Genomic DNA, 19,233 nt, shown 5'->3' on the forward strand with positions numbered 1-19,233 from the left:
TTGGCGGCTGTGCCATTTTGAGCAGGTTGGATACAGCTACACCGGTCGTGTGGAAGCCTGTGGATAGGCCGATCAAATGGCAGAGATTGGGCCGGAAGCGGAAAGGCAGCTTTTATATCTTTGAGCGGATTATGCGGACAGCGACTGCTGACCGAATCGCAAGCCGGTGCATTAGAGAATGGTCTGGAGAAACCCCTCTTGGCATAGACTTTTGCCGTCGTTGAAACGCCCCTGCAGGACAGTCAACACGGAGCCGAGAGCCACAAACTAAATCGGTTTGCTATTTAGCGCGCCTTTCCTACCATCCAGAGATGGCGAGAGAAACCTTTACGATTGAGGGCGCAGGCGCGATTTCTCTTACAGCCGAGGCTGAGGGGGATGCCTACGCCATACCCGTCCTTCTTGCGCACGGCGGCGGGCAGACACGGCGCGCGTGGAGAAGGGTGGTCAGCGAGCTGGCTCAAGCCGGCTTTCGCGCAATCGCCTTCGACATGCGCGGTCACGGAGACAGCGATTGGTCGCCATGCGGAGCTTATGAAATGCGCGACTTCGCGGCGGATCTGGTCGCTGCAGCGTCGCGCCTGGACCAGAAGCCAGCGCTGGTCGGCGCTTCACTGGGCGGGCTCGCCGGACTGATTGCCGAAGGGGAGCTTGCTCCAGGTAGCTTTGCTTCGCTCACATTGGTCGACATTGCCCCGCTTATGGAACCCAGCGGTGTGATGCGCGTGGTTGGTTTCATGGAAGAGCATGTCGATAGCGGCTTCGCCTCACCAGAGGAGGCGGCCGACGTGATCGCTCGCTACATGCCGCATCGTCCCAGGCGGGGCGCGAGCGATGGTCTGAAAAGCTATCTGCGGCAGAAGCCGGATGGGCGCTTCTATTGGCACTGGGACCCTGTGTTTATCCGTAATATAATGTCAGCCAGACAAGGCGACCCAGACAGCCAAGAACGTCAATCGGCAATGCTGAGCCAAGCTGCGGCGAATCTCACGCTTCCGCTTCACCTCATCCGAGGCGGCTCTAGCGACCTTGTTTCCGAAGAGGCCGTTTTGCATCTGCGACAACTCGCCCCCCATGCAGAATACACCGATATTGCCGATGCCACGCACATGGTCGTGGGCGATGCGAACGATGCCTTTTCCGCCGCTATCGTCGATTTCCTAGGGCGCTATCACTCATCCGATACGGCTCAGCCACAGGGGACGAGGGAGCTATGATCGATCGAGAGCGCTTGCAGGAAATGCTGAATATCGCGCCGTTTCACCGATGGCTTGGGCTGGAGATTGCAACATGCTCCGACCAGTCAATCTCGATCACCATGCCATGGCGCGAAGAGATCGTGTCGAACCCTATGATTGGGTCGGCGCATGGAGGGGTCCTGGCTTCACTGGTCGACCTCACCGGGCTTTATACTCTGCTTGCCGGGGGCGTCGCGGCGAGAGCGACGGCCGATCTGCATGTCGATTACCACCGTCCTGCAACCTCAGGACCTCTCACTGCTCACGGACAGATCGTGAAGATCGGGCGACAGATTTCGGTGGCGGAAACCCGGGTTCTCGAGCCCGACGGCAAGTTGGTCGCCAGCGGCAGGGGCGCTTACTTCTCGTCAACCGGATCAATTGATCAGCGCCGCGGGACTATTGATCTCGAACAGGCTCTTGCCACCCAAGGCCCAGCGACTTCTGCAGCGCAATCCACGACAGCGTAAGGGCGCCTCTTGCCCGGACGAGGTCTCCTGAGGCCTGCTGCTGTTCTCGCAGGGCCCGGTTGAGGTCAGCCTTCGAGATCGCTCCTGCGGCAAAACGTTGGCGGTTCAGGTCTGCCGCGACGTCAGCCTGCTTCTTGATTTGCATACTGGCAGCGAGCGCAACACGCTGCTGGCCGAAGCGAGCCAAGGCACGTTCGGCGTCTTGCAGTGCCAGAAGCACCGTCTGCTGGTAATTGGCGACTGCTTCGTTGCGCGCTGCCCCGGCTTGGTCGATCGCAGCGTCTACCCTGCCGAAATCCAGAAAATTCCACTGGAGGCGCGGAATCGCGAGTGCGGAGAAATCGCCGACATCGACAACGTCGTCCAACGAGGATCCGCCGAGGCCCAGGATCCCTGTGAAGGACAATTTCGGGAACCGCGCCGCCTCGGCCACCCCGATCCGCGCCGTCGACGCGGCAAGAGACCGTTCGGCCGCCCTTATGTCAGGCCGACGCGCCACCAGGCTTGCCGGATCGCCGATCGCGACCTGCTCTGGCGGCATGGGAATGGAATGCGCAGTCGTGAGCGCTGCATCAACTGATCCCGGCACCTGTCCGGTCAGTATAGCGAGTGCATCAGACAGGACTGCGATATCCGCTTCAGCTTCGGCAAGTTGTGACTTGAGCATCTGCAGTTCGGCATTCGCGGTGCCTACCGGGAAAAGCGGCAATGCACCGCGCTGATAGCGTTGGTATGTCAGCGCCAGGATCTCTTCCTGCAACGAAATCTGCGCCTCAAATTGTTCTGCGCGGAATTGGGCCTCCCGCAAATTGACGTAGGTGCTGGCCACTTGGGCAGTCAACTGGACCTTTGCGTCCTCTGCATTGGCCACCGTTGCAGCAGCTTGGGCATTGCTGGCTTCAATGCGCCTGCGCGAGCCACCGGCGAACTCCAGCTCCCAGTTGGCGTTAAGGCCCACATTGAAAAAGCTGAGCGAGTCATCGGTTTCTGCGTCGGAATTGGTTTGCTCTGACGGGGGGGGCGCCCCGCCTTGAATGTCGAGACCAGGAAGCCGGCCCTGCACGGTGGTGGCCTGTGCCCCAAGCGATGGCATTCGACCCGCACGGTCTTGCCTGATGGATGCCCGTGCCTGGGCAATGCGCGCCTGCGCTGCGGCGAGCGAAGGGTTGCCGGACAGCGCAGCCTCCACCAGCCGCGTCAACTCGGGATCGCCGAGCAGCAGCCACCATTGAGCGACAACCGGATCAGATGCGCTCACATCACTGCCAGCGCGCACAAAGCGAGTGCCCGTGTCTGCTGACACAACTTCCGGGGGGCCTGCATAATCGGGCCCTGCCGTGCATCCAGCTAGCAAGGCGATAGTGATAATCGGAGGTAGCAAGTGGCGCATCGTGTAGGGCTCAGTGCATCGAAAGGGAGACATTTTTTGGAAGCGGCCTCAGGAAGAGGACCAGCGGAACCGTCGCGAGGGTCAGAATCCCCATAACCAGGAACACATCATTGTAGGTCATTATGAACGCCTCGCGTTGGAGGGTGCGGCTCAGGACGGCCATCGCCCCCTCCATGCCGCCGAAGTTTCGCGCCAGCCCGTCGAGATAGTCCTGTAGCGAAACGCTGTTCGCATTCAGGGTCTCTTCCATCCGCCGGCTATGATGCCAGATCCGCTGGTCCTGGAACGATGCCAGTGCCGAAAGAGCGAAAGAGCCACCGAGATTGCGGGCCGCGTTGAAAATGCCCGAGGCATCGCCCGCGTCTTCCTTGGCCACCGACGCAACCGTTGCCTGATTCAGGAACATCATCGCAAGTATCATTCCGGCCCCGCGGATAAGCTGACTTTCAGTGAAGACAGCGCCGCCGGATTCGGCGGTCAGACTCGTGCTGACAAAGCAGCTGATCGCCATCAGCAGCATTCCGGTGCCGACGGCAATGCGGATGTCCACCTTGCGGATCATCAGGGGCAGAACCGGCATCAGGAGAAAGGCCGGGACACCCATCCAGAAGATGACCAGTCCCGTCTGAAAAGCATTATAGTCAGAGATGATCGCGAGGAACTGGGGGATAACGTAGGTTGAACCATACATCACCATGCCCAGGGCGAGCGCCATGATCGCGACGCTGGCGAACTGTCGATTGAACAGGAGCCGAAGTTTCAAGACCGGCTTGCGTGCTTTCACTTGTCCGTAAATCAAACAGGCAAAGCCGATAATGGTCACCATCGTTAGCAAGCGAATGAGAGAGGATTCAAACCATTCCTCGCGGTGGCCCTCCTCAAGGACGACCGTAAGTCCGCCCAGCCCCAAGATAAGCCCGACAATGCCCGCCCAATCGGCGTCCGTGAGATATTCCCACTTGGGCTTCTCGTGAGGCAGCCCGATAAACAGCAAGAGCAGCAGGATTGCGCAGACTGGCACATTGACGAAAAAGGCATAGTGCCAGCTCAGGTTCTCGGTCAGCCAGCCGCCGATCAATGGCCCCATCACGGGGCCAAGAACCACAGTCATGCCGAACAGGGCCATTCCGATTGGCTGTTGGTGCGGCGGCAATCGTTTAGCCACAATAGTCATTGCGGTCGGAATGAGGACTCCGCCCATGAAGCCCTGGCCCGTTCGGCCAATGATCATGGTCGTAAGGTCGGTGGCTACACCGCATAGCACCGAAAATGCGGTGAACGCGCTGACCGCGATGATGAGGAGGGTTCGCAGACCGAACAGCCGTTCCAGCCAAGCGCTCAGCGGAATGACGACGATTTCAGCAACGAGAAATGACGTAGCAATCCAGGTGCCTTCGGCGCCTGTGGCACCGATCTCGCCCTGAATGACGGGGAGTGCGGAATTGACGATTGATATGTCCAGCGTCGCGAGCATGGCGCCGAGCGCGCCCGCGGCCACAGCGACCCAGGCAGTCACGTCTGCGTTCTTTCGGCTCCCGGCCGGCCCGATCGAAGTGTCCTGCGCTGCCAGTATCTCGGTCATTGAGTCCGACTCGAGATCTCTTCCAATTCGCCGGCAGCATTCCGGGTGTCGACCGTAGCCACTACCGACATGCCGGGAACGAGCAGACGCCGCACTTCAGGGGGAGCATCGATAGCGATGCGGACGGGTATCCGTTGAACGATCTTGGTAAAGTTGCCGGTGGCATTTTCGGGGGGGAGGATGGAAAATTCCGCGCCCGTTCCCGGCGATATGCTGACCACTCGTCCCGCGATCTCAAGGCCTGGCAGGGCGTCAACTTCGAGCCTGACGCTCTGGCCGGCCCGGATGAGGCCGACCTGCGTTTCTTTGAAGTTCGCGGTCACGTAGATCGCGTTCACCGGAACCACCGTCATCAAACGTTGACCCGGTTGCACGAACTGGCCCACCCTCACCGAGAGATCGCCGACGCGGCCGGCCTTGCTGGCGCGCAGCAAGGTCGATTCAACCGTAAGGTCGGCTGTTTCCAGCTGAGCGCGGGCAGCGTCCGCCTGCGCCTGGGTCTGGCTGATCTGCTCGAACAGGGTCCCCCGGCGAGCGGTCGCGGCAGCCACCGCCGCCTGCGCAGCGGCGAGTTCGGCCCGCGCCTGCCGCGCCTGCGCCTCATACTGGTCTAGCTTTTCCCGCGGTTCGGCTCCTGTCGCGGCAAGGGGCCGATATCGCGCCACCTGGTCGTTCGCGAGGTCCAGTGCTGCGCGCGCGGCGGCGAGTTGGGCCCGCGCCTGGCGAATGGCTGCATCCTGTTCGGCTACCTGAGAACGGATTGTGTCGGCACCGGCCAGGGTCGCAGCGATCTGCGCGCGCGCCTGTTGCGCTTGCGCCTGATAATCCCGCAAATCCAGTTGTACGAGGGCTCCGCCGCGAGCAACCTGCTCGTTCTCCCCCACGAAGACCTCTTCGACGTATCCCGCTACCTTGGAAGAGATAACGACGCTGTCGGCAGCGACATAGGCGTTATCGGTCGACTGCATGTACTGTCCGTAGGTTACGTGCCGGTAGTACCACCAGATCCCGCCAAGCAGCACGGCAAGACCAACGATGATTAGCACGATGCGCAAGCCACGACGCGATTGCGGTTTCGTTGGGGTTGTGCCCTCCTGCTCCGGTTGGTTGGAGTTATCGGTCATCTGACTCTTTCGGCAGCCTCAGTAAAAGGTGAACGCGTCTCGCGCCCTATGAGCCGTGAGTCAAATAGTAAAGGCATTTAGCAGTTTGCATTTGGGCATCCGAGGCTATCCGACTACACAGCGCTATGGATGAAAAACCAGATACCATGTCACGGTCTCAGCGTCGGCAGAAGGTCATCACCGATAATGACCGCATTCTCTATCTTATGGACGAGATCAGTCGCGGCGCGCGCAGAGTGTACGATGCGAGGGTCGCCAGGATCGGTCTCAATCAGACACAGTGGAGGATCATCGGACAACTTCTTCGCGATCCTGCCCTTACGCAGGCTGAAATCGCCAAGAAACTGGAACTGGAATCGGCGACCATCGGCCAGGCGGTTGCAGGTCTTTGCGCACGCGGGCTGATGAAAAGGCTTCGAGCTGAGACGGATCGGCGAGCGTGGCAGCTCATCCTCACGGAGCAGCTTGACGATCTGCTGCCCGAACTGAGAGGCTCCGCGGATAGGCTTCATGATCTGCTTTGGCGCGACATTGCCGCCGACGAGAAGCGAACGCTGCAGCAGATTCTTGAAAGGGTATCGGAAAATCTGGACCAACACCGTGCCGAGGCTGAATAAAATCATGGCATCGCCCCCGGAAAAGCCTATCGGCAGCATCGCTCGCGCCGCGGAGATTGGCCGAATCCTAATGAGGCACGGAGCGAAGAATCTCGCCGGAGCCCTCGGGTTTATTCCCTCTTCGAACAATGTCATCGACCCTCGCGAATTTCGCCCGGCCGCAGTTGTCGCGTTCCTCCGTGACATCGGGCCAGTCGGCATAAAACTGGGGCAGCTCCTCGCCACCCGAAGCGATCTGTTCACCGAACACTGGATCACGGCATTCTCAACCCTGCACGATCAGGTGTCGCCAGTGCGCTTCGCAGATATCGAGCCCGTACTTGCTTCAAGCTGGGGTGAGGACTGGCGGAACGACTTTGCGCAGTTCGACGAAAAGCCTTTGGCGTCCGCCTCGATTGCACAGACCTATTCCGCCGAGCTAAGGGACGGTAGCAAGGTCATCGTGAAGGTTCGACGCCCGGGCACCGCCGCGCGGATGGAAGCCGATGTGCGTCTGCTTGTGCGTCTTGCCGAGATCGCAGAAGCACGCTCTCCTGACATCGCGCGTTACCGGCCAGTCGAGTTTCTGCGGACCTTCGGCCGCAATCTTGCCTGGGAGATGGACCTCGCTGCGGAATCCCGAGCCTGCGAGCGGATCGGCGCATATCTCGATACCATCGGCGTCAGGACCCCGGCCATCCATTGGGAACTGACCGGGCTGCGGGTGAACGTTCAGGAACGCCTGTACGGCAGGCCCGCGTCTTCGCTGGGCAGCCCATCGGGCGACCCGCGGGTGACGGCTTTCGCTAAAAGCTATGCCAACGCTGTCCTGCGGATGATCATCCTGAACGGCGAATTTCACGGCGACCCCCATCCGGGTAACGTCTTCCTGATCGGCGAGCAGGATGTCGGCTTCATCGACTTCGGATCAGTCGGGACGCTCACCAAGGCCAGGCGCGACGAGATCGTCCGCCTCGTGCTTGCGATTGCTGGTGAGAAAACCAGCGATGTCGCGAATGTCCTGCTCGCATGGGCGGGGGAGCCGAAGGTGGATCGCGATGCGCTCGCGGTGGATCTGGATCAGTTGATCGGAGAGTTCAGGGGAACCGTGCTATCTGGCATCGAGTTCTCGCAGATTTTTTCCCGCGTTTTCGACCTGTTGCGGGATTATCGACTGGTTCTGCCACCTGATCTGGCCATTCTTCTGCGTACCTTGTTGACTGCAGAGGGCTTCGTCCGATCGCTGGCACCGGACTACAACATCGCCGAAGAGACCCGGCCGATCATGACGGAGCTTCTCGCCGAGCGGTTCTCGCTCGGCAGCGCTCGGTCGGGTTTGAAGAAACTTCGCGGTCAGCTGCTGGGGTTGTCGGCGTCCTTGCCCGACATACTCGCCACTGCGAACTCGATCGCAAAGTCAGGATATGTGCCGGTTCAGCTCGATCCGCTCAGTATCGAGCAGCTCGCTGGACTTCGCAATGAGCGGCAGTCCTTGCAAGGCCCTCTAGCTGCCGCATTGATCGTGGCTAGCGCATTGCTTGTCGATCAATCCTGGCTTCTGGCTGGCGGCGCGCTTGTGGTTGCTGGGGTGGTGCTCATCCGAAAGTCATAATGAAGGAGCAACTTAATTCGTGCACGGTCACGATACGGCAAAGCCGAACTTAACGAGGATTTCATGCGCCTCACTTCAGCGACCAAGACGCATCGCGAAGAAAATTTTTCGACCTATTGCGATTGAAGGCTTATTTTCCTCAATCAGACGAAACTTTGGAACGGCAGCTTTCAGGCGTGTCCTCGCCTGACTTTATGGCCGCTATTAGGGCGCAAGGCGGAAACCACCTCTACCAATGTCCATGGTGGTTGGGCTGCCTGCGGCGAGCATCCTATAAGCGGTCGTAAGTTCGAGCTTGTAGAGGTGTCATCATGTCCAACTCACGCACAGCGACGCAATCGGACCATTTCCAAAAGATCGTGTTCACGAATGATCGGGTGGACGGTCGAGTAATCTGGGCAAAGGCTCGCCGACATGAGGAAGCGTTTCGGAATGTGCTGTGCCGGATGGGCTTCGAACAATCCTTTCCCATGAAATTGGAAGTACAGCACGGGTTTACCAATTTCGTCGTAGATGTGCTCGACTGTCAGCAGGCATCTGGATCGGGACCTCGGCTCCTCATTCAGGTGGATCCCCGATCCAGGCCGGATAAGCGCTCTATTGAAGCAACATTGGCCAGGTCCATTGGACTGATGTTCGAAAACGCCGAGATGTACGAACAGATCTGGGTGGCCACTTACGGCGATCTTCTGTCCCGGTTCTCAAACAGGCCAGAGGCTTCCCTCCAATGTCTGGACTTTATGGCAGGCCCTCATGATTGGCTGTTGCTTCATGCCCAGTTTTTACGTCTTGGGCACAATTTCTCTACGGCTCGATCGAGGCGGATCGCTTCCGATATCGAAGAGCTGATCGAGGCGATTGACTTCGACCTTCGCGAACATGATCGCAATGTCGCTGCCCTGACAGTTGACGAATCCGGATCTCGTCGAAGAAAGATTACAGGTCTTGCCGCCCATGTTCTCGAGCTCGCTGGCATCAGCCCGGACGAACTGCCGTTGCTCTTCAATGACGATGGTGATCAACCCTTCACATCGGTCGATGGCTCTCTCCCGTTTTCCGCGGGGCGGTTCTATTGGATGAGAGGAACGCTCGAGTGCTCGCTCGAATTGCGCAAAGGCCGGTGCTGGATCGATGGCAGAAGGGTCATACTTTCGCACCCTTCCAATCTTCCTGCGACAACCCTTTCGTCCTGTGTCGAACGGCCACTAAATACCCTGCTACAGATTGAAGGGTTGGAATTCGAAGCGACTATAAAAACGGTACACGCGGCGAGAGATTGCATCGTAGTGGAAATCGAAATGCCCAAGGATGAATTCCCAGATCAAATCGATTGAGATACAAAGAACAGATTCCGTATCTAACCCTGCAATCCGCGGTCGCGCGAACATGAGCAGGTTGTGGCCGCCGGCCGCCGCGATCTCCAGCGCGCGCTTGGCCGTTTCCTGCCCCTTGACCTGCCGCAGGTCCGGACCGGGGGCGGCGGTTTCCACTTCGCCCGGCGGCGGGTCGGGCAGGCGTTGTGTGCCCTTGAGATGGTTGAGCAGGGCGACGAGGTCGGGCGCGGCGACGATCGCCACGTCGCTGGCCCAGCGCGCCTCCGCCCCCTGCGCGGCAGGGCAGATCAGGCCGGCATCCTGCTGGCTCGCGTGCAGCGCGGCCAGGAGAACGCCGGGCGAGGCGACGACCCGCCCGTCAAGCGCCAGTTCCCCGACCGCGACGAAATCCGCCACTTGCTCGGCATCGACAATGCCCATCACCGCCAGCAGGGCCAGCGCGATCGGCAGGTCGTAGTGCGATCCTTCCTTGGGCAGGTCGGCCGGGGACAGGTTGATCGTGATTCGCTTGGGCGGGAGCGCGAGCCCCATCGCCGAAAGCGCGGCGCGCACGCGTTCCTTGCTTTCGCCGACGGCCTTGTCCGCCAGCCCGACGATATTGAACTTCGGCAGACCCGGCGCGATCGAGCACTGGACCTCGACCGCCCGCGCCTCCAGCCCCAGGTAGGCGACCGTCTTCACCAGTGCGACCACGCGCAAGCCCCCCCGTTATCGCGTCCCGTTCCCCTGGCGTGCGGTTCTGGCGCGGCCGGGCGCCGCTGTCGAGGGCGGCGCGGGCCTTCGATCCGATCCGGAGCGATTCATCGCTAACCTTTGCGAAAGCATCTTGCTTTGCACTCGGGCAAGGCGCGCGCGCGCAAATGGGCGCATGGTCCGCTTCGCCGCTCTCCTTGCCCCCGCTTTCCTGGCAGCCCTTGGCGCGCTGATGCCGGCACCGCTTGCCGCGCGCGAGACGGTGACCGTGATCGTGACAGAGGAATGGGTGGCCAGCGGGTCGGCGCGGTTCGTTCCCGCGGGCCTCGCGGTCGAGCGGCAGGCGATCGCCCGCTACGGCCCGTTCCGGGTGATCGACGGGCGGCGCGCGGCCCTGGTCGACGTGACCGATTCGGCCAGCCCCGCCCAGTTCGGCGCGATGCTGCGCGATTTTCCCGCCATCGAAACGCTCGAGATGGTCGAATGCCCGGGGACCGAGGACGACCGCGCCAACCTCGCGCTCGGGCGCATGATTCGCGCCGCCGGCATCGCGACCCACGTGCCGCCGCGCGGATCGGTGCGATCGGGCGCGGTCGAGCTGTTTCTCGCCGGCGCCGATCGCCGGATCGACGACGGGGCGGAGTTCGCCGTCCATTCGTGGATCGACGAGGACGGCCGGGAGGCGCGCGACTACGCGCCCGATGCGGCGATCCATGCCCCCTATATCGCCTATTACCGCGAAATGGGCATGGACGAGGCCGGCGCGCGCGCCTTCTACGCCATGACCAATTCGGTCGGGTTCGCCGATGCGAAGTGGCTGCGGGCCGAGGAAATGCGCCGCTGGCTGGGGCAGGAACCGGCGCCGGAAGGCCCCGCCCCTGCTTCCGGGGCCCGCCCCTCCGATCACCGCGCGCCGCGCATCGCCTATCTTGACTTGGGCGTCGCGCTGCCCTAGTCGCGCGCCCCTACGGCGGTCGCCTGGTTGCAGGCGGCCCTTCCATTGGTGCCGATTGCCACGGCTTGGGGCACCGATCTGAGTTTTTCGAGGATATTATGAAGCGGACTTTCCAGCCCAGCAACCTCGTGCGCAAGCGGCGCCACGGCTTTTTCGCCCGCAAGGCGACCCCCGGCGGCCGCAAGGTCCTGCGTGCGCGTCGCAAGCGCGGCCGCAAGTCGCTCTGCGCCTGATTCGCCTGGCCCGCGCCCTCGCCGGCGCGGGCGGCAATTCCTGACCGGCCGACCGATCCCGGTGGCCGGACCGAACGGCCTCGCGGCCATGCGGGCTCCCTCGCGGGGGCCCGTTTCGTGCGTGCTTACCATCCTGTCCGAATCCCCCTATTCTTGCCCGCGATGAGCCTCGGGATCATTCGCAAGCGTGCCGATTTCCTGGCGGCGAACCGCGGCCTGCGCGTCGCGCGGCCCGGTTTCGTCCTGCTCGCGCGCCCGAACGGCGGGCAGGGCAAGCGGTTCGGCGTCACGGTGACGAAGAAGATCGGGAACGCGGTCGTGCGCAACCGGATGAAGCGGCGTTTCCGCGAGCTGCTGCGCGCCGCGCTGCCTGAGGCCGGGCTGCCCGATCACGATCACGTGCTGATCGGCCGCGAGAACGGGATCGAGCGCGATTTCGCACGCATGGCGCAGGAACTGGACGAGGCGCTGCGACGCGCGGCGCAGGGCAAGGGCGATCCCCCGCGCCGGCCGGGGCGCCGGGCCGGGCGCCGGCCCCGGGGGCAGCGCCAGTGAAACGGGTGCTGATCCTCGTCGCGCGGGCGTGGCAATGGGGCCCTTCGCGGATCCTGCCGCCGACCTGCCGCTACGCCCCCAGTTGTTCCGAATACGCGATCGAGGCGCTGCAGCGCCACGGGGCAATCAAGGGTGGATGGATGGCCGCTAAGCGTATAATGCGCTGCCACCCATGGGGCGGGCACGGCTATGATCCTGTGCCGTAATGCCCATATAATACACCTGCTGCGATAATCACGGGATCGAATACCTTGCAAAACCAGCGCAATCTCCTGCTTGCCGTCCTGCTCAGCGGCCTGCTGATCCTTGGCTGGGACACGGCGATGGGGTGGCTCTATCCGCAGACCGACCGCGCGGTCACCGAAGGCCGGATCGACACGCCTTCCGAAGCGATCGAGGCGCGCCAGACGCGCGAGGGCGGGCTGTCCGCGCCGGGCGAGATCGCGCAGGAACAGGCCGACCTGGCGACGTCGCTGGCCGCCCCCGGCCGCACCGCGATCGAGGCGCCGGCAATCGCCGGCTCGATCAACCCGGTCGGCGCGCGGATCGACGACGTCACGCTGAAGCACCACCGCGAGTCGGTGGACGAGGACAGCGGCCCGGTTCGCCTGTTCTCGCCGCAGGGCACCCCGGCGCAGCACTTCGCGCAGTTCGGCTGGGTGGGCGAGGGGCTGCGCGCGCCCACCGACGAGACGGTGTGGCAGGTCGAAGGTGGCCCGCTCTCGCCCGACAGCCCGGTCACCATGCGGTGGGACAACGGCGAAGGGCAGCTGTTCACGATCGAACTGACTGTGGACGACAATTACCTGATCACCGCGCGGCAGACGGTCGCCAATACCGGTGACGGGGCGGTGATCGTGCGGCCGTTCGCGCTGGTCAACCGCACCAGCCGCACCGCCAGCGCCAGCCAGTGGATCCTGCATTCGGGCCCGATCGGCTATTTCGGCGACGGCGTGCAGTTCGGCCCCGACTACGACGACCTCGACGAAGACGGGTTGCAGGAGCCCGAAGGCCGCGCCGGCTGGATCGGCTTTACCGACATCTACTGGATGTCCGCCATCGTGCCCCAGGCGGGCAGCGACGCGGCCGCGGAATTCCGCGCCATGGGCGGCGAGCGCTATCGGGCCTCGCTCGTCTACCAGCCGGTCAGCGTCGCTTCCGGCCGGCAGGTCTCGCGCACGACGCGGCTGTTCGTCGGCGCGAAGGACAGCGCGATCCTGAACGATTACGAAGAGGCGGGCATTCCCGGGTTCGACAACGCGATCGATTGGGGATGGTTCGGCGTGATCGAGAAGCCGATCCTGTGGCTGCTGAAGCAGCTTTACGACCTTGCCGGCAACTTCGGCGTGGCGATCATCCTGCTGACCGTGGTCGTGCGCCTGGTGATGTTCCCGATCGCGCAGAAACAGTTCGCCTCGATGGCCGCGATGAAGGCCGTCCAGCCGAAGATGAAGGCGATCCAGGAACGCTACAAGGACGATCGCCAGCAGCAGCAACAGAAGATCATGGCGCTGTACAAGGAAGAGGGCGTGAACCCCCTGGCCGGCTGCCTGCCGCTGCTGTTGCAGATCCCGATCTTCTTCGGCCTCTACAAGGTGCTGATGCTGTCGATTGAGATGCGGCACAAGCCCTTCGCGCTGTGGATCGACGACCTCTCCGCGCCCGATCCGGCGCATATCCTGAACCTGTTCGGCCTGCTGCCGTTCGACGTGCCCTCGCTGATCGCGATCGGGCCGCTCGCGGTGCTGCTGGGCGTGACGATGTGGCTGACGTTCAAGCTCAACCCGTCGACCATGGACCCGATGCAGCAGCAGATCTTCAACATCATGCCCTGGGTCCTGATGTTCGTCATGGCGCCGTTCGCCGCCGGCCTGCTGCTGTACTGGATCACCAACAACGTGCTGACGCTGGCCCAGCAGAGCTATCTCTATTCGAAGAACCCGCAGCTGCGCGCCCAGGCCGAGAAAGAGAAGGCCGAGAAGGAAAAGGCTGCCGAAGGCGGCGCGAAGAAGGGCAAGGCGTGACCGGCGATCCTGGAGCGGAGGAACGCGCGGCAAGGCTGTTTTCCGGCCGGGTCGAGTTCCTCCTGTCGGCCCCCCAGCTCAAGTTCCTGCCCGAACCGACGGTGCCGGAAATCGCCTTCTGCGGGCGCAGCAACGTGGGCAAGAGCTCGCTGCTCAACGCGCTGACGGGGCGGCGCGCCATCGCCCGCACCTCGGTCACCCCGGGGCGGACGCAGGAACTGAACTTCTTCGAAGTCGGCGACCCGACCCTGTTCCGCCTGGTCGACATGCCCGGCTACGGCTTTGCCAAGGCGCCGGTGAAAGTGGTCGAGCGCTGGCGGCAGCTCGTGCGGACCTACCTGAAGGGGCGGCAGGTGCTGCACCGCACGCTGGTGCTGGTCGATTCGCGCCACGGCCTCAAGGACGTGGACCGCGAGATGATGACGATGCTCGATGAAACGGCGGTCGGCTATCGCCTCGTCCTGACCAAGGCGGACAAGGTCAAGGCCAGCGAACTGGCCGCGGTGCGCGCCGCGACCGAGGCCGAGGCGCGCCGGCATCCCGCGGCGCACCCGGTGCTCCACGTCACCAGCTCCGAAAAAGGCATGGGCATCGCCGAACTGCGCGCCGCCGTGCTGGAAGACGCGCACGTCTGAACCGGCGGGCCGCGAGCTCTTGCCGGGCGCGCCCGGGCGGCGCACAAGGCTGGCCATGGGATATGCGATCGCGCCCGACAGGCTGGAGGATGCCGAAGTCCTCGCGCTGCTCCAGCTCCATCTCGACGAGATGCACAGCTGGTCCCCCGCCTGCAAGGTCCACGCCCTTCCGGCCGAGCGCCTGCGCGCGTGCGATGTCGCGTTCTTCGCCGCGCGCGCAGGCGGCACGCTGGCAGCGGTCGGCGCGCTGAAGGAACTCTCCCCCGATCGCGGGGAGCTGAAGTCCATGCGCGCCGCGCCCGCTTTCCGCGGGAAGGGGGCGGGGGAGGCTATCCTGCTGCATCTCCTGGCCGAGGCGCGCGGGCGGGGCTACCGCTGGGTCGGGCTGGAAACCGGGCGGCCGGAGCCGTTCCGGCCGGCAATGCGCCTCTATGCCAGGCACGGGTTTGCCGAATGCCCGGCGTTCGGCGACTACGTGGCCGACGAGTTCAGCCTGTGCATGGAGAAGTGGCTGTGACCTGCAATCGCCGAACCGCCCTTGCCGGCGCGCTCGCCATCGCCGCGGGCGCCTGCGTGCCCGTGCGCCGCGATCGCGCGGGCCGCCACGGGGCGCTGCTCAATATCCTCGAGACGGCGGCCAATGGCACGCTGGGCGTCGCCGTCCTCGACACCGGCACCGGCGCGCTCTGGGGCCACAACGACTACGCGCGCTTCCCGCAGCTTTCCTCGTTCAAGCTGTCGCTGGCGGCGCTGGTGCTGCACCTCGACGAACGCGGGGATATCGATGCCGACGAACGCATCGGCTGGGGTGCCGACGAGCTGCTCGATCATGCCCCCTTCGCGCGGGAGCGGCTGGGCGGGGGCGCGACGCTGCGCGAACTGGCCGAGGCGACGCAGAAGCTGAGCGACAACACGGCCGCCAACGTCCTGCTGCGCCGCCTTGGCGGGCCGGCGCGGCTGACGGCCTTCTGGCGCGCGATCGGCGACGAGGCGAGCCGGCTCGACCGGACCGAGCCCGACCTGAACGCCGTGCCGCCGGGCGAAATCCGCGACACGACGACCCCGGCGGCGGCGGCCCAGATGCTGGGGCGCCTGCTCTACGGCGATGCGCTGGGGGCCGGGGCGCGGGCGACGCTGAAGGCATGGATGGCCGACACCCGCACCGGGCAGCGGCGGGTCCGCGCCGGCTTGCCCGCCGAATGGCCGGCGGGCGACAAGACCGGGACGTCGCTCTGGCCCGGCATGGGCAGCGTCTATGTCGATGTCGGCTTCGTCGAACCGCCCGGCGCCGCGCCGTTGACCTTCGCGACCTATTTCCGTGCCGCCCGCCAGCATACCCGCATCGATCCGGCGGCGGAGGGCGTCCTGGCCGAAGTCGGGCGCGTGATCGCCCGTTATGCGCGGGACGAGGGGGGCGCGCGCTAGCCCGCGCCCTGGGATTAGCGCCTTGGGGCCGGCGGCTTGGGGCCGCGCGGTCAGTCCCCGGCGAAGATCGCGACTTCGCGCGTTCCGGTGCTGTCGGCGCGGCCGCGGTACATCCCGGCGGTGTTGAAGCTGTAGACCGTCTCCCCCTCGGCTGAGACCACGATCACGCCGCCGTCGCCGCCCATCGCGGCAACCTCGCCGATCACCGTGTCGGCCGCCTGCTGCACCCCTTCGCCCGCGAGGCGGACCCGGTCGCAGATCGCCTGGGCGACGCCGGCGCGGATGAAGAATTCCCCCCACCCGGTCGCCGAGACGGCACAGGAACGGTCGTCGGCCCAGGTCCCGGCGCCGATCACCGGCGCATCGCCGATCCGGCCCCAGCGCTTGCCGGTCATCCCGCCGGTCGAGGTCCCCGCGGCGAGGTGGCCGGCCTGGTCGCGCGCGACCGCGCCGACGGTGCCGAACTTGAACTCCACGTCGAGCGCGCCGACCCGCTCGGCCTTCATAGTTTCCAGCTGGCGGCGACGGCGTTCGGTCGCGAACCATTCGGGCCCGGCCGGCTCCAGCCCCCGCTGCGAGGCGAACCGTTCCGCCCCCGCGCCCGACAGGAAGACATGGCGCCCGTCGTCCATCACGCTGCGCGCCAGCCGGATCGGGTTGCGCACCGTCGTCACCCCCGCGACCGCGCCGGCGGCGCGGGTGCGCCCGTCCATGATCGATGCGTCGAGCTCGTTCGTCCCTTCCCAGGTGAAGACCGCGCCCCGGCCAGCGTTGAAGCGGGGATCGTCTTCCAGCAGGACGATCGCGGCCTCGACCGCGTCGAGCGCCTCGCCGCCTTCGGCCAGCACTTTCGCCCCGGCGTCGAGCGCGGCGGCCAACGCGGCGCGATAGGCCTTTTCCTCCTCCGCGGTCATGTTCTTGCGCTGGAGCGTGCCCGCGCCGCCGTGGATGGCGATCGACCAGCTGGGCGTTGCGGCAGCGTCGGCGGCCGGCGCGGCCAGGACGGGGGCGGAAAACAGGGCGGCGAGCGCCAGCAGCGCGGCAAAGGGTCTGATCATGGCCGCGCAAGCTAGCGCCTCGCGCGGGCAGGGCAAGCGCCTTGCGCCGGCACCGGGGCAAGGCGCCCCGGTCGCAGCGCCCGGCCGCAGAACCCCGGCCGCAGCGAGGGCGATTTCGCCTTTTCCGCCCCGCGTGTTAGGACGTTAACCATCAAGCAGGGGAGCAATCCGATGCAATTTGGCAACTACCGCTTCGACGAGGACCTGGCGCTGCAGATCGGCGAGAAAGTGATCTGGGCGCTGCTGATCCTGGCCATCACCTGGGCCCTGGCCCGCGCGTCCAAGTGGGCCTTCGCCCGCCTGGTCGACAATGTCGCGATTTTCCGCCGCAGTACCGGCAGCGGGGCGAGCCTGGGCGAATCGCTCGGCCGCATCGTCAGCCTCCTGGTCTGGCTCTTCGGGCTGATGATCATCCTCAGCGTGCTCGGCCTCGGCAACGTCGTCGGCCCGCTCGATACGCTGCTGAACAGCGTGATGGCCTTCATTCCGAAGCTGGTTGCCGCCGGGCTGATCTTCTTCATCGGCCTGATGATCGCGCGGATCGTGCGCGATCTCGTGGTCACGACGCTGCAGACGGTCGATTTCGACAAGTGGGCCAATCGCGGCGGGGTCGATACCGCCACCGGCAACACCGCGATCAGCAGCACGATCGGCACGATGCTCTATGCCCTGGTCGTGATCTTCGTCGCGATCCTGGCGCTCGACGTGCTCGATCTCGAAAGCGTCTCGGCACCGGCCAGCAACATGCTGCAGCTGATCTTCGATGCCATCCCGCGGATCGTCGGCGCGGCCGTGCTGCTCGGCATCGGCTACCTGATCGGCCGGTTCCTCGTCCCGCTGATCAAGGACGTGCTTGTCGGCCTGGGCGTCGATCGCGCGCTGGGGGCGACCGAGCTCCTGCCCGACAACACGACCGCGACCGACGTGATGGCCCGCGTGGCGCAGATCGCGATCGTGCTGTTCTTCGCCATTGCCGCGACCCGGCTGCTCGGTTTCCCCGAGTTGACCGCGATCCTCGACGAGATCCTCGAACTCGGCGGGCGCGTGATCTTCGGCGCCGTCGTCATCCTCGTCGGGTTCCTGATCGCCCGGCTGCTGGTCCGGATGATCTCGGGCGCGGGGGAAGCCACGCTGGCGGCGACGATCGTCAAGTGGGCGACGATCTTCGTCTTCACCTTCATGGGCCTCAGCTTCATGCAGGTGGGCGACCGGATCGTCAGCATCTTCTTCAGCGCGCTGGTGATCGGCGGTGCCGCCGCCGCTGCGCTCGCCTTCGGCCTCGGCGGGCGCGACTGGGCCGCGCGCAAGCTGGAGGAATGGGACCGCGAGAGCGCGGACCTCGCGCGCCGGCCGCACGGGAAGACGGACGACGATCCCCTGCCGCCCGGCGCCTGACCGGCGGTCTTTCGGGACGGGAGGGCGCGGGCCGCGAGGCGCGCGCCCTTTCCGTTCGGCGCCGGTCCGCGGGCGGGCGCCGGCGCTTCAGGCCGGCGAGCCGCGCCGCCGGCGCGCTTCGTCGAACAGCGCGAGCGCGACGAGGAAGGCGATGCAGATCATCGCGAACTCGCCCCCGTCCTCCACGAACGTCGCGAACTCGCGCATGGCGGGCGTGCGATCGCCCCAGACGACGACCAGGTCCATGACCACGCCGAAGAAGGCCGCGGCCGCGATGCAGCCGGCCAGGATCACCGACTCGATCGCCGCCCGCAGGCGCGCGTGGTGGAGGCTGACGAGCAGCGCGGCGATCCAGACCGCGCCGATCGCGAGGAACAGGCTCGCCTCCCCGATATCGTTGGCGCCGACGGGCAGGGGCCACCCTTCGAACCGGTGCGCGAAGGCATGGCCGAACCGTTCGTGCAGTTCGGCGCTGTTGTCGAGCGTGAGCCAGGCGAACAGAAGCGCGTTCGCCAGGTAGACGCTGGCCCCTTCCCACAGCCAGGTGACGAACAGCATGGCCGACACCGCCGTCGTCAGCGAATATTCCAACCACTCGCCAAAACCCCCGTCGGACGAGAGGAAGAACTGCACCGGCAGGTGCGCCTCGGTCAGCCTGCCGTAATGGGCCGCGACATCGAGGCCCACCAGCACGCCGGCATAGGGCAGCAGCAGCAGCGCGGCGATGCGCAGGCTGCGGTTGAAGGCGATCTCCCGCAGGATCGTCATGGTTTCGCGGTGGATGGACGCGGGGCGCACGGGCGGTTCTCCTGGCAAGAGGCTCGCGCAGGCGAGCGAACGGGCCACGGTGGCGGCAATTGCGCGTAATGCAAGCCGGTTGGCGGGGCGGCGCCTGGATCCTTGCGCCGTTTCCC

19 protein-coding genes and 1 pseudogene are annotated in these 19,233 nt (G+C 64.8%); 14 read left to right on the top strand and 6 right to left on the bottom strand.

Annotated elements, in window-relative coordinates; genetic code table 11:
• Positions 1–311 precede the first annotated feature (311 nt).
• Together GRI72_RS13630 and GRI72_RS13635 are read left to right on the top strand one after the other, a co-directional pair.
• Entirely contained in the window at positions 312–1,217 is a 906-nt protein-coding gene (locus GRI72_RS13630; RefSeq protein WP_160734465.1) for an alpha/beta fold hydrolase, read from the top strand.
• Positions 1,214–1,708 (top strand): hotdog fold thioesterase, encoded by a 495-nt coding sequence (locus GRI72_RS13635; RefSeq protein ID WP_160734466.1) that lies wholly within the window; start codon positions 1,214–1,216, stop codon positions 1,706–1,708. Before GRI72_RS13630 ends, GRI72_RS13635 begins: the two co-directional genes overlap by 4 nt.
• Here GRI72_RS13635 and GRI72_RS13640 read toward each other — a convergent pair.
• The 3 genes from GRI72_RS13640 to GRI72_RS13650 are packed head-to-tail and all read right to left on the bottom strand — an operon-like array spanning position 1,638 to position 5,804.
• Positions 1,638–3,098: an efflux transporter outer membrane subunit gene (locus GRI72_RS13640; RefSeq protein WP_160734467.1), complete on the bottom strand. Its 1,461-nt coding sequence runs from the start codon at positions 3,096–3,098 to the stop codon at positions 1,638–1,640. The two genes, GRI72_RS13635 and GRI72_RS13640, sit on opposite strands and share 71 nt — an antisense overlap.
• 10 nt (positions 3,099–3,108) lie before the next feature.
• A complete protein-coding gene (locus GRI72_RS13645; protein WP_160734468.1) occupies positions 3,109–4,680 on the bottom strand; it encodes an MDR family MFS transporter in 1,572 nt (523 codons plus the stop codon).
• The gene (locus GRI72_RS13650) at positions 4,677–5,804 is read right to left on the bottom strand and encodes an HlyD family secretion protein (protein ID WP_160734469.1); all 1,128 of its coding nucleotides are present in this window, start codon (positions 5,802–5,804) and stop codon (positions 4,677–4,679) included. The genes GRI72_RS13645 and GRI72_RS13650 overlap by 4 nt, the downstream gene beginning before the upstream one ends.
• A 125-nt stretch (positions 5,805–5,929) precedes the next feature.
• Between GRI72_RS13650 and GRI72_RS13655 the strand changes: the two genes are divergently transcribed.
• From GRI72_RS13655 to GRI72_RS13665, 3 genes are all read left to right on the top strand, one after another.
• On the top strand, positions 5,930–6,421 hold the full coding sequence (locus GRI72_RS13655; protein ID WP_054523095.1) for a MarR family winged helix-turn-helix transcriptional regulator: 492 nt from the start codon (positions 5,930–5,932) through the stop codon (positions 6,419–6,421).
• On the top strand, positions 6,372–8,012 hold the full coding sequence (locus tag GRI72_RS13660; RefSeq protein ID WP_237487201.1) for an ABC1 kinase family protein: 1,641 nt from the start codon (positions 6,372–6,374) through the stop codon (positions 8,010–8,012). The genes GRI72_RS13655 and GRI72_RS13660 overlap by 50 nt, the downstream gene beginning before the upstream one ends.
• A gap of 311 nt (positions 8,013–8,323) precedes the next feature.
• Complete coding sequence (locus GRI72_RS13665; protein ID WP_160734470.1) at positions 8,324–9,346, top strand: hypothetical protein; 1,023 nt, start codon at positions 8,324–8,326, stop codon at positions 9,344–9,346.
• Positions 9,347–9,385: 39 nt separating this feature from the next.
• On the opposite strand, the pseudogene GRI72_RS13670 reads toward GRI72_RS13665, so the two are convergent.
• A pseudogene (locus GRI72_RS13670) lies at positions 9,386–10,039 on the bottom strand (magnesium chelatase domain-containing protein); the annotation flags it as partial.
• Positions 10,040–10,271: 232 nt separating this feature from the next.
• On the opposite strand from GRI72_RS13670, the gene GRI72_RS13675 reads away from it, so the two are divergent.
• The 8 genes from GRI72_RS13675 to bla all read left to right on the top strand — a co-directional run bounded on the left by GRI72_RS13675 (position 10,272) and on the right by bla (position 15,866).
• Positions 10,272–10,994: an alpha/beta hydrolase gene (locus tag GRI72_RS13675; RefSeq protein WP_202389130.1), complete on the top strand. Its 723-nt coding sequence runs from the start codon at positions 10,272–10,274 to the stop codon at positions 10,992–10,994.
• 98 nt (positions 10,995–11,092) lie between these two features.
• Entirely contained in the window at positions 11,093–11,227 is a 135-nt protein-coding gene (gene rpmH / locus GRI72_RS13680; protein WP_160734471.1) for a 50S ribosomal protein L34, read from the top strand.
• Between the two features lie 162 nt (positions 11,228–11,389).
• Positions 11,390–11,782: a ribonuclease P protein component gene (gene rnpA / locus GRI72_RS13685; protein WP_160734472.1), complete on the top strand. Its 393-nt coding sequence runs from the start codon at positions 11,390–11,392 to the stop codon at positions 11,780–11,782.
• Entirely contained in the window at positions 11,779–11,988 is a 210-nt protein-coding gene (gene yidD, locus GRI72_RS13690; RefSeq protein WP_160734473.1) for a membrane protein insertion efficiency factor YidD, read from the top strand. The genes rnpA and yidD overlap by 4 nt, the downstream gene beginning before the upstream one ends.
• A 45-nt stretch (positions 11,989–12,033) precedes the next feature.
• Positions 12,034–13,806 carry a membrane protein insertase YidC gene (yidC, locus tag GRI72_RS13695; RefSeq protein WP_160734474.1) on the top strand — a complete coding sequence of 591 codons (1,773 nt, stop codon included), beginning with the start codon at positions 12,034–12,036 and terminating at the stop codon, positions 13,804–13,806.
• The gene (gene yihA / locus GRI72_RS13700) at positions 13,803–14,441 is read left to right on the top strand and encodes a ribosome biogenesis GTP-binding protein YihA/YsxC (RefSeq protein WP_160734475.1); all 639 of its coding nucleotides are present in this window, start codon (positions 13,803–13,805) and stop codon (positions 14,439–14,441) included. Before yidC ends, yihA begins: the two co-directional genes overlap by 4 nt.
• Positions 14,442–14,496: 55 nt before the next feature.
• Positions 14,497–14,958 carry a GNAT family N-acetyltransferase gene (locus tag GRI72_RS13705; protein WP_160734476.1) on the top strand — a complete coding sequence of 154 codons (462 nt, stop codon included), beginning with the start codon at positions 14,497–14,499 and terminating at the stop codon, positions 14,956–14,958.
• Positions 14,955–15,866 carry a class A beta-lactamase gene (gene bla, locus GRI72_RS13710; RefSeq protein ID WP_160734477.1) on the top strand — a complete coding sequence of 304 codons (912 nt, stop codon included), beginning with the start codon at positions 14,955–14,957 and terminating at the stop codon, positions 15,864–15,866. Before GRI72_RS13705 ends, bla begins: the two co-directional genes overlap by 4 nt.
• Positions 15,867–15,916: 50 nt before the next feature.
• Here the strand turns inward: bla and GRI72_RS13715 are convergent, their stop codons facing one another.
• Entirely contained in the window at positions 15,917–16,924 is a 1,008-nt protein-coding gene (locus GRI72_RS13715; RefSeq protein ID WP_160734478.1) for an isoaspartyl peptidase/L-asparaginase family protein, read from the bottom strand.
• A gap of 171 nt (positions 16,925–17,095) precedes the next feature.
• Here GRI72_RS13715 and GRI72_RS13720 point away from each other — a divergent pair, with 171 nt between their 5' ends.
• The gene (locus GRI72_RS13720; RefSeq protein ID WP_160734479.1) at positions 17,096–18,319 is read left to right on the top strand and encodes a mechanosensitive ion channel; all 1,224 of its coding nucleotides are present in this window, start codon (positions 17,096–17,098) and stop codon (positions 18,317–18,319) included.
• A gap of 87 nt (positions 18,320–18,406) precedes the next feature.
• Here the strand turns inward: GRI72_RS13720 and GRI72_RS13725 are convergent, their stop codons facing one another.
• The gene (locus GRI72_RS13725) at positions 18,407–19,087 is read right to left on the bottom strand and encodes a hypothetical protein (RefSeq protein ID WP_160734480.1); all 681 of its coding nucleotides are present in this window, start codon (positions 19,085–19,087) and stop codon (positions 18,407–18,409) included.
• Positions 19,088–19,233: the final 146 nt, after the last annotated feature.

This window comes from Pelagerythrobacter marinus (assembly GCF_009827515.1).
In the GTDB taxonomy this organism is placed as follows: domain Bacteria; phylum Pseudomonadota; class Alphaproteobacteria; order Sphingomonadales; family Sphingomonadaceae; genus Pelagerythrobacter; species Pelagerythrobacter marinus.

Coding starts and splice junctions, on each gene's coding strand:
- GRI72_RS13630 (WP_160734465.1), top strand. CDS start 312: ATGGCGAGAGAAACCTTTACGATTGAGGGCGCAGGCGCGATTTCTCTT.
- GRI72_RS13635 (WP_160734466.1), top strand. CDS start 1,214: ATGATCGATCGAGAGCGCTTGCAGGAAATGCTGAATATCGCGCCGTTT.
- GRI72_RS13640 (WP_160734467.1), bottom strand. CDS start 3,098: ATGCGCCACTTGCTACCTCCGATTATCACTATCGCCTTGCTAGCTGGA.
- GRI72_RS13645 (WP_160734468.1), bottom strand. CDS start 4,680: ATGACCGAGATACTGGCAGCGCAGGACACTTCGATCGGGCCGGCCGGG.
- GRI72_RS13650 (WP_160734469.1), bottom strand. CDS start 5,804: ATGACCGATAACTCCAACCAACCGGAGCAGGAGGGCACAACCCCAACG.
- GRI72_RS13655 (WP_054523095.1), top strand. CDS start 5,930: ATGGATGAAAAACCAGATACCATGTCACGGTCTCAGCGTCGGCAGAAG.
- GRI72_RS13665 (WP_160734470.1), top strand. CDS start 8,324: ATGTCCAACTCACGCACAGCGACGCAATCGGACCATTTCCAAAAGATC.
- GRI72_RS13675 (WP_202389130.1), top strand. CDS start 10,272: ATGCCGGCACCGCTTGCCGCGCGCGAGACGGTGACCGTGATCGTGACA.
- rpmH (WP_160734471.1), top strand. CDS start 11,093: ATGAAGCGGACTTTCCAGCCCAGCAACCTCGTGCGCAAGCGGCGCCAC.
- rnpA (WP_160734472.1), top strand. CDS start 11,390: ATGAGCCTCGGGATCATTCGCAAGCGTGCCGATTTCCTGGCGGCGAAC.
- GRI72_RS13705 (WP_160734476.1), top strand. CDS start 14,497: ATGGGATATGCGATCGCGCCCGACAGGCTGGAGGATGCCGAAGTCCTC.
- GRI72_RS13715 (WP_160734478.1), bottom strand. CDS start 16,924: ATGATCAGACCCTTTGCCGCGCTGCTGGCGCTCGCCGCCCTGTTTTCC.
- GRI72_RS13720 (WP_160734479.1), top strand. CDS start 17,096: ATGCAATTTGGCAACTACCGCTTCGACGAGGACCTGGCGCTGCAGATC.
- GRI72_RS13725 (WP_160734480.1), bottom strand. CDS start 19,087: ATGACGATCCTGCGGGAGATCGCCTTCAACCGCAGCCTGCGCATCGCC.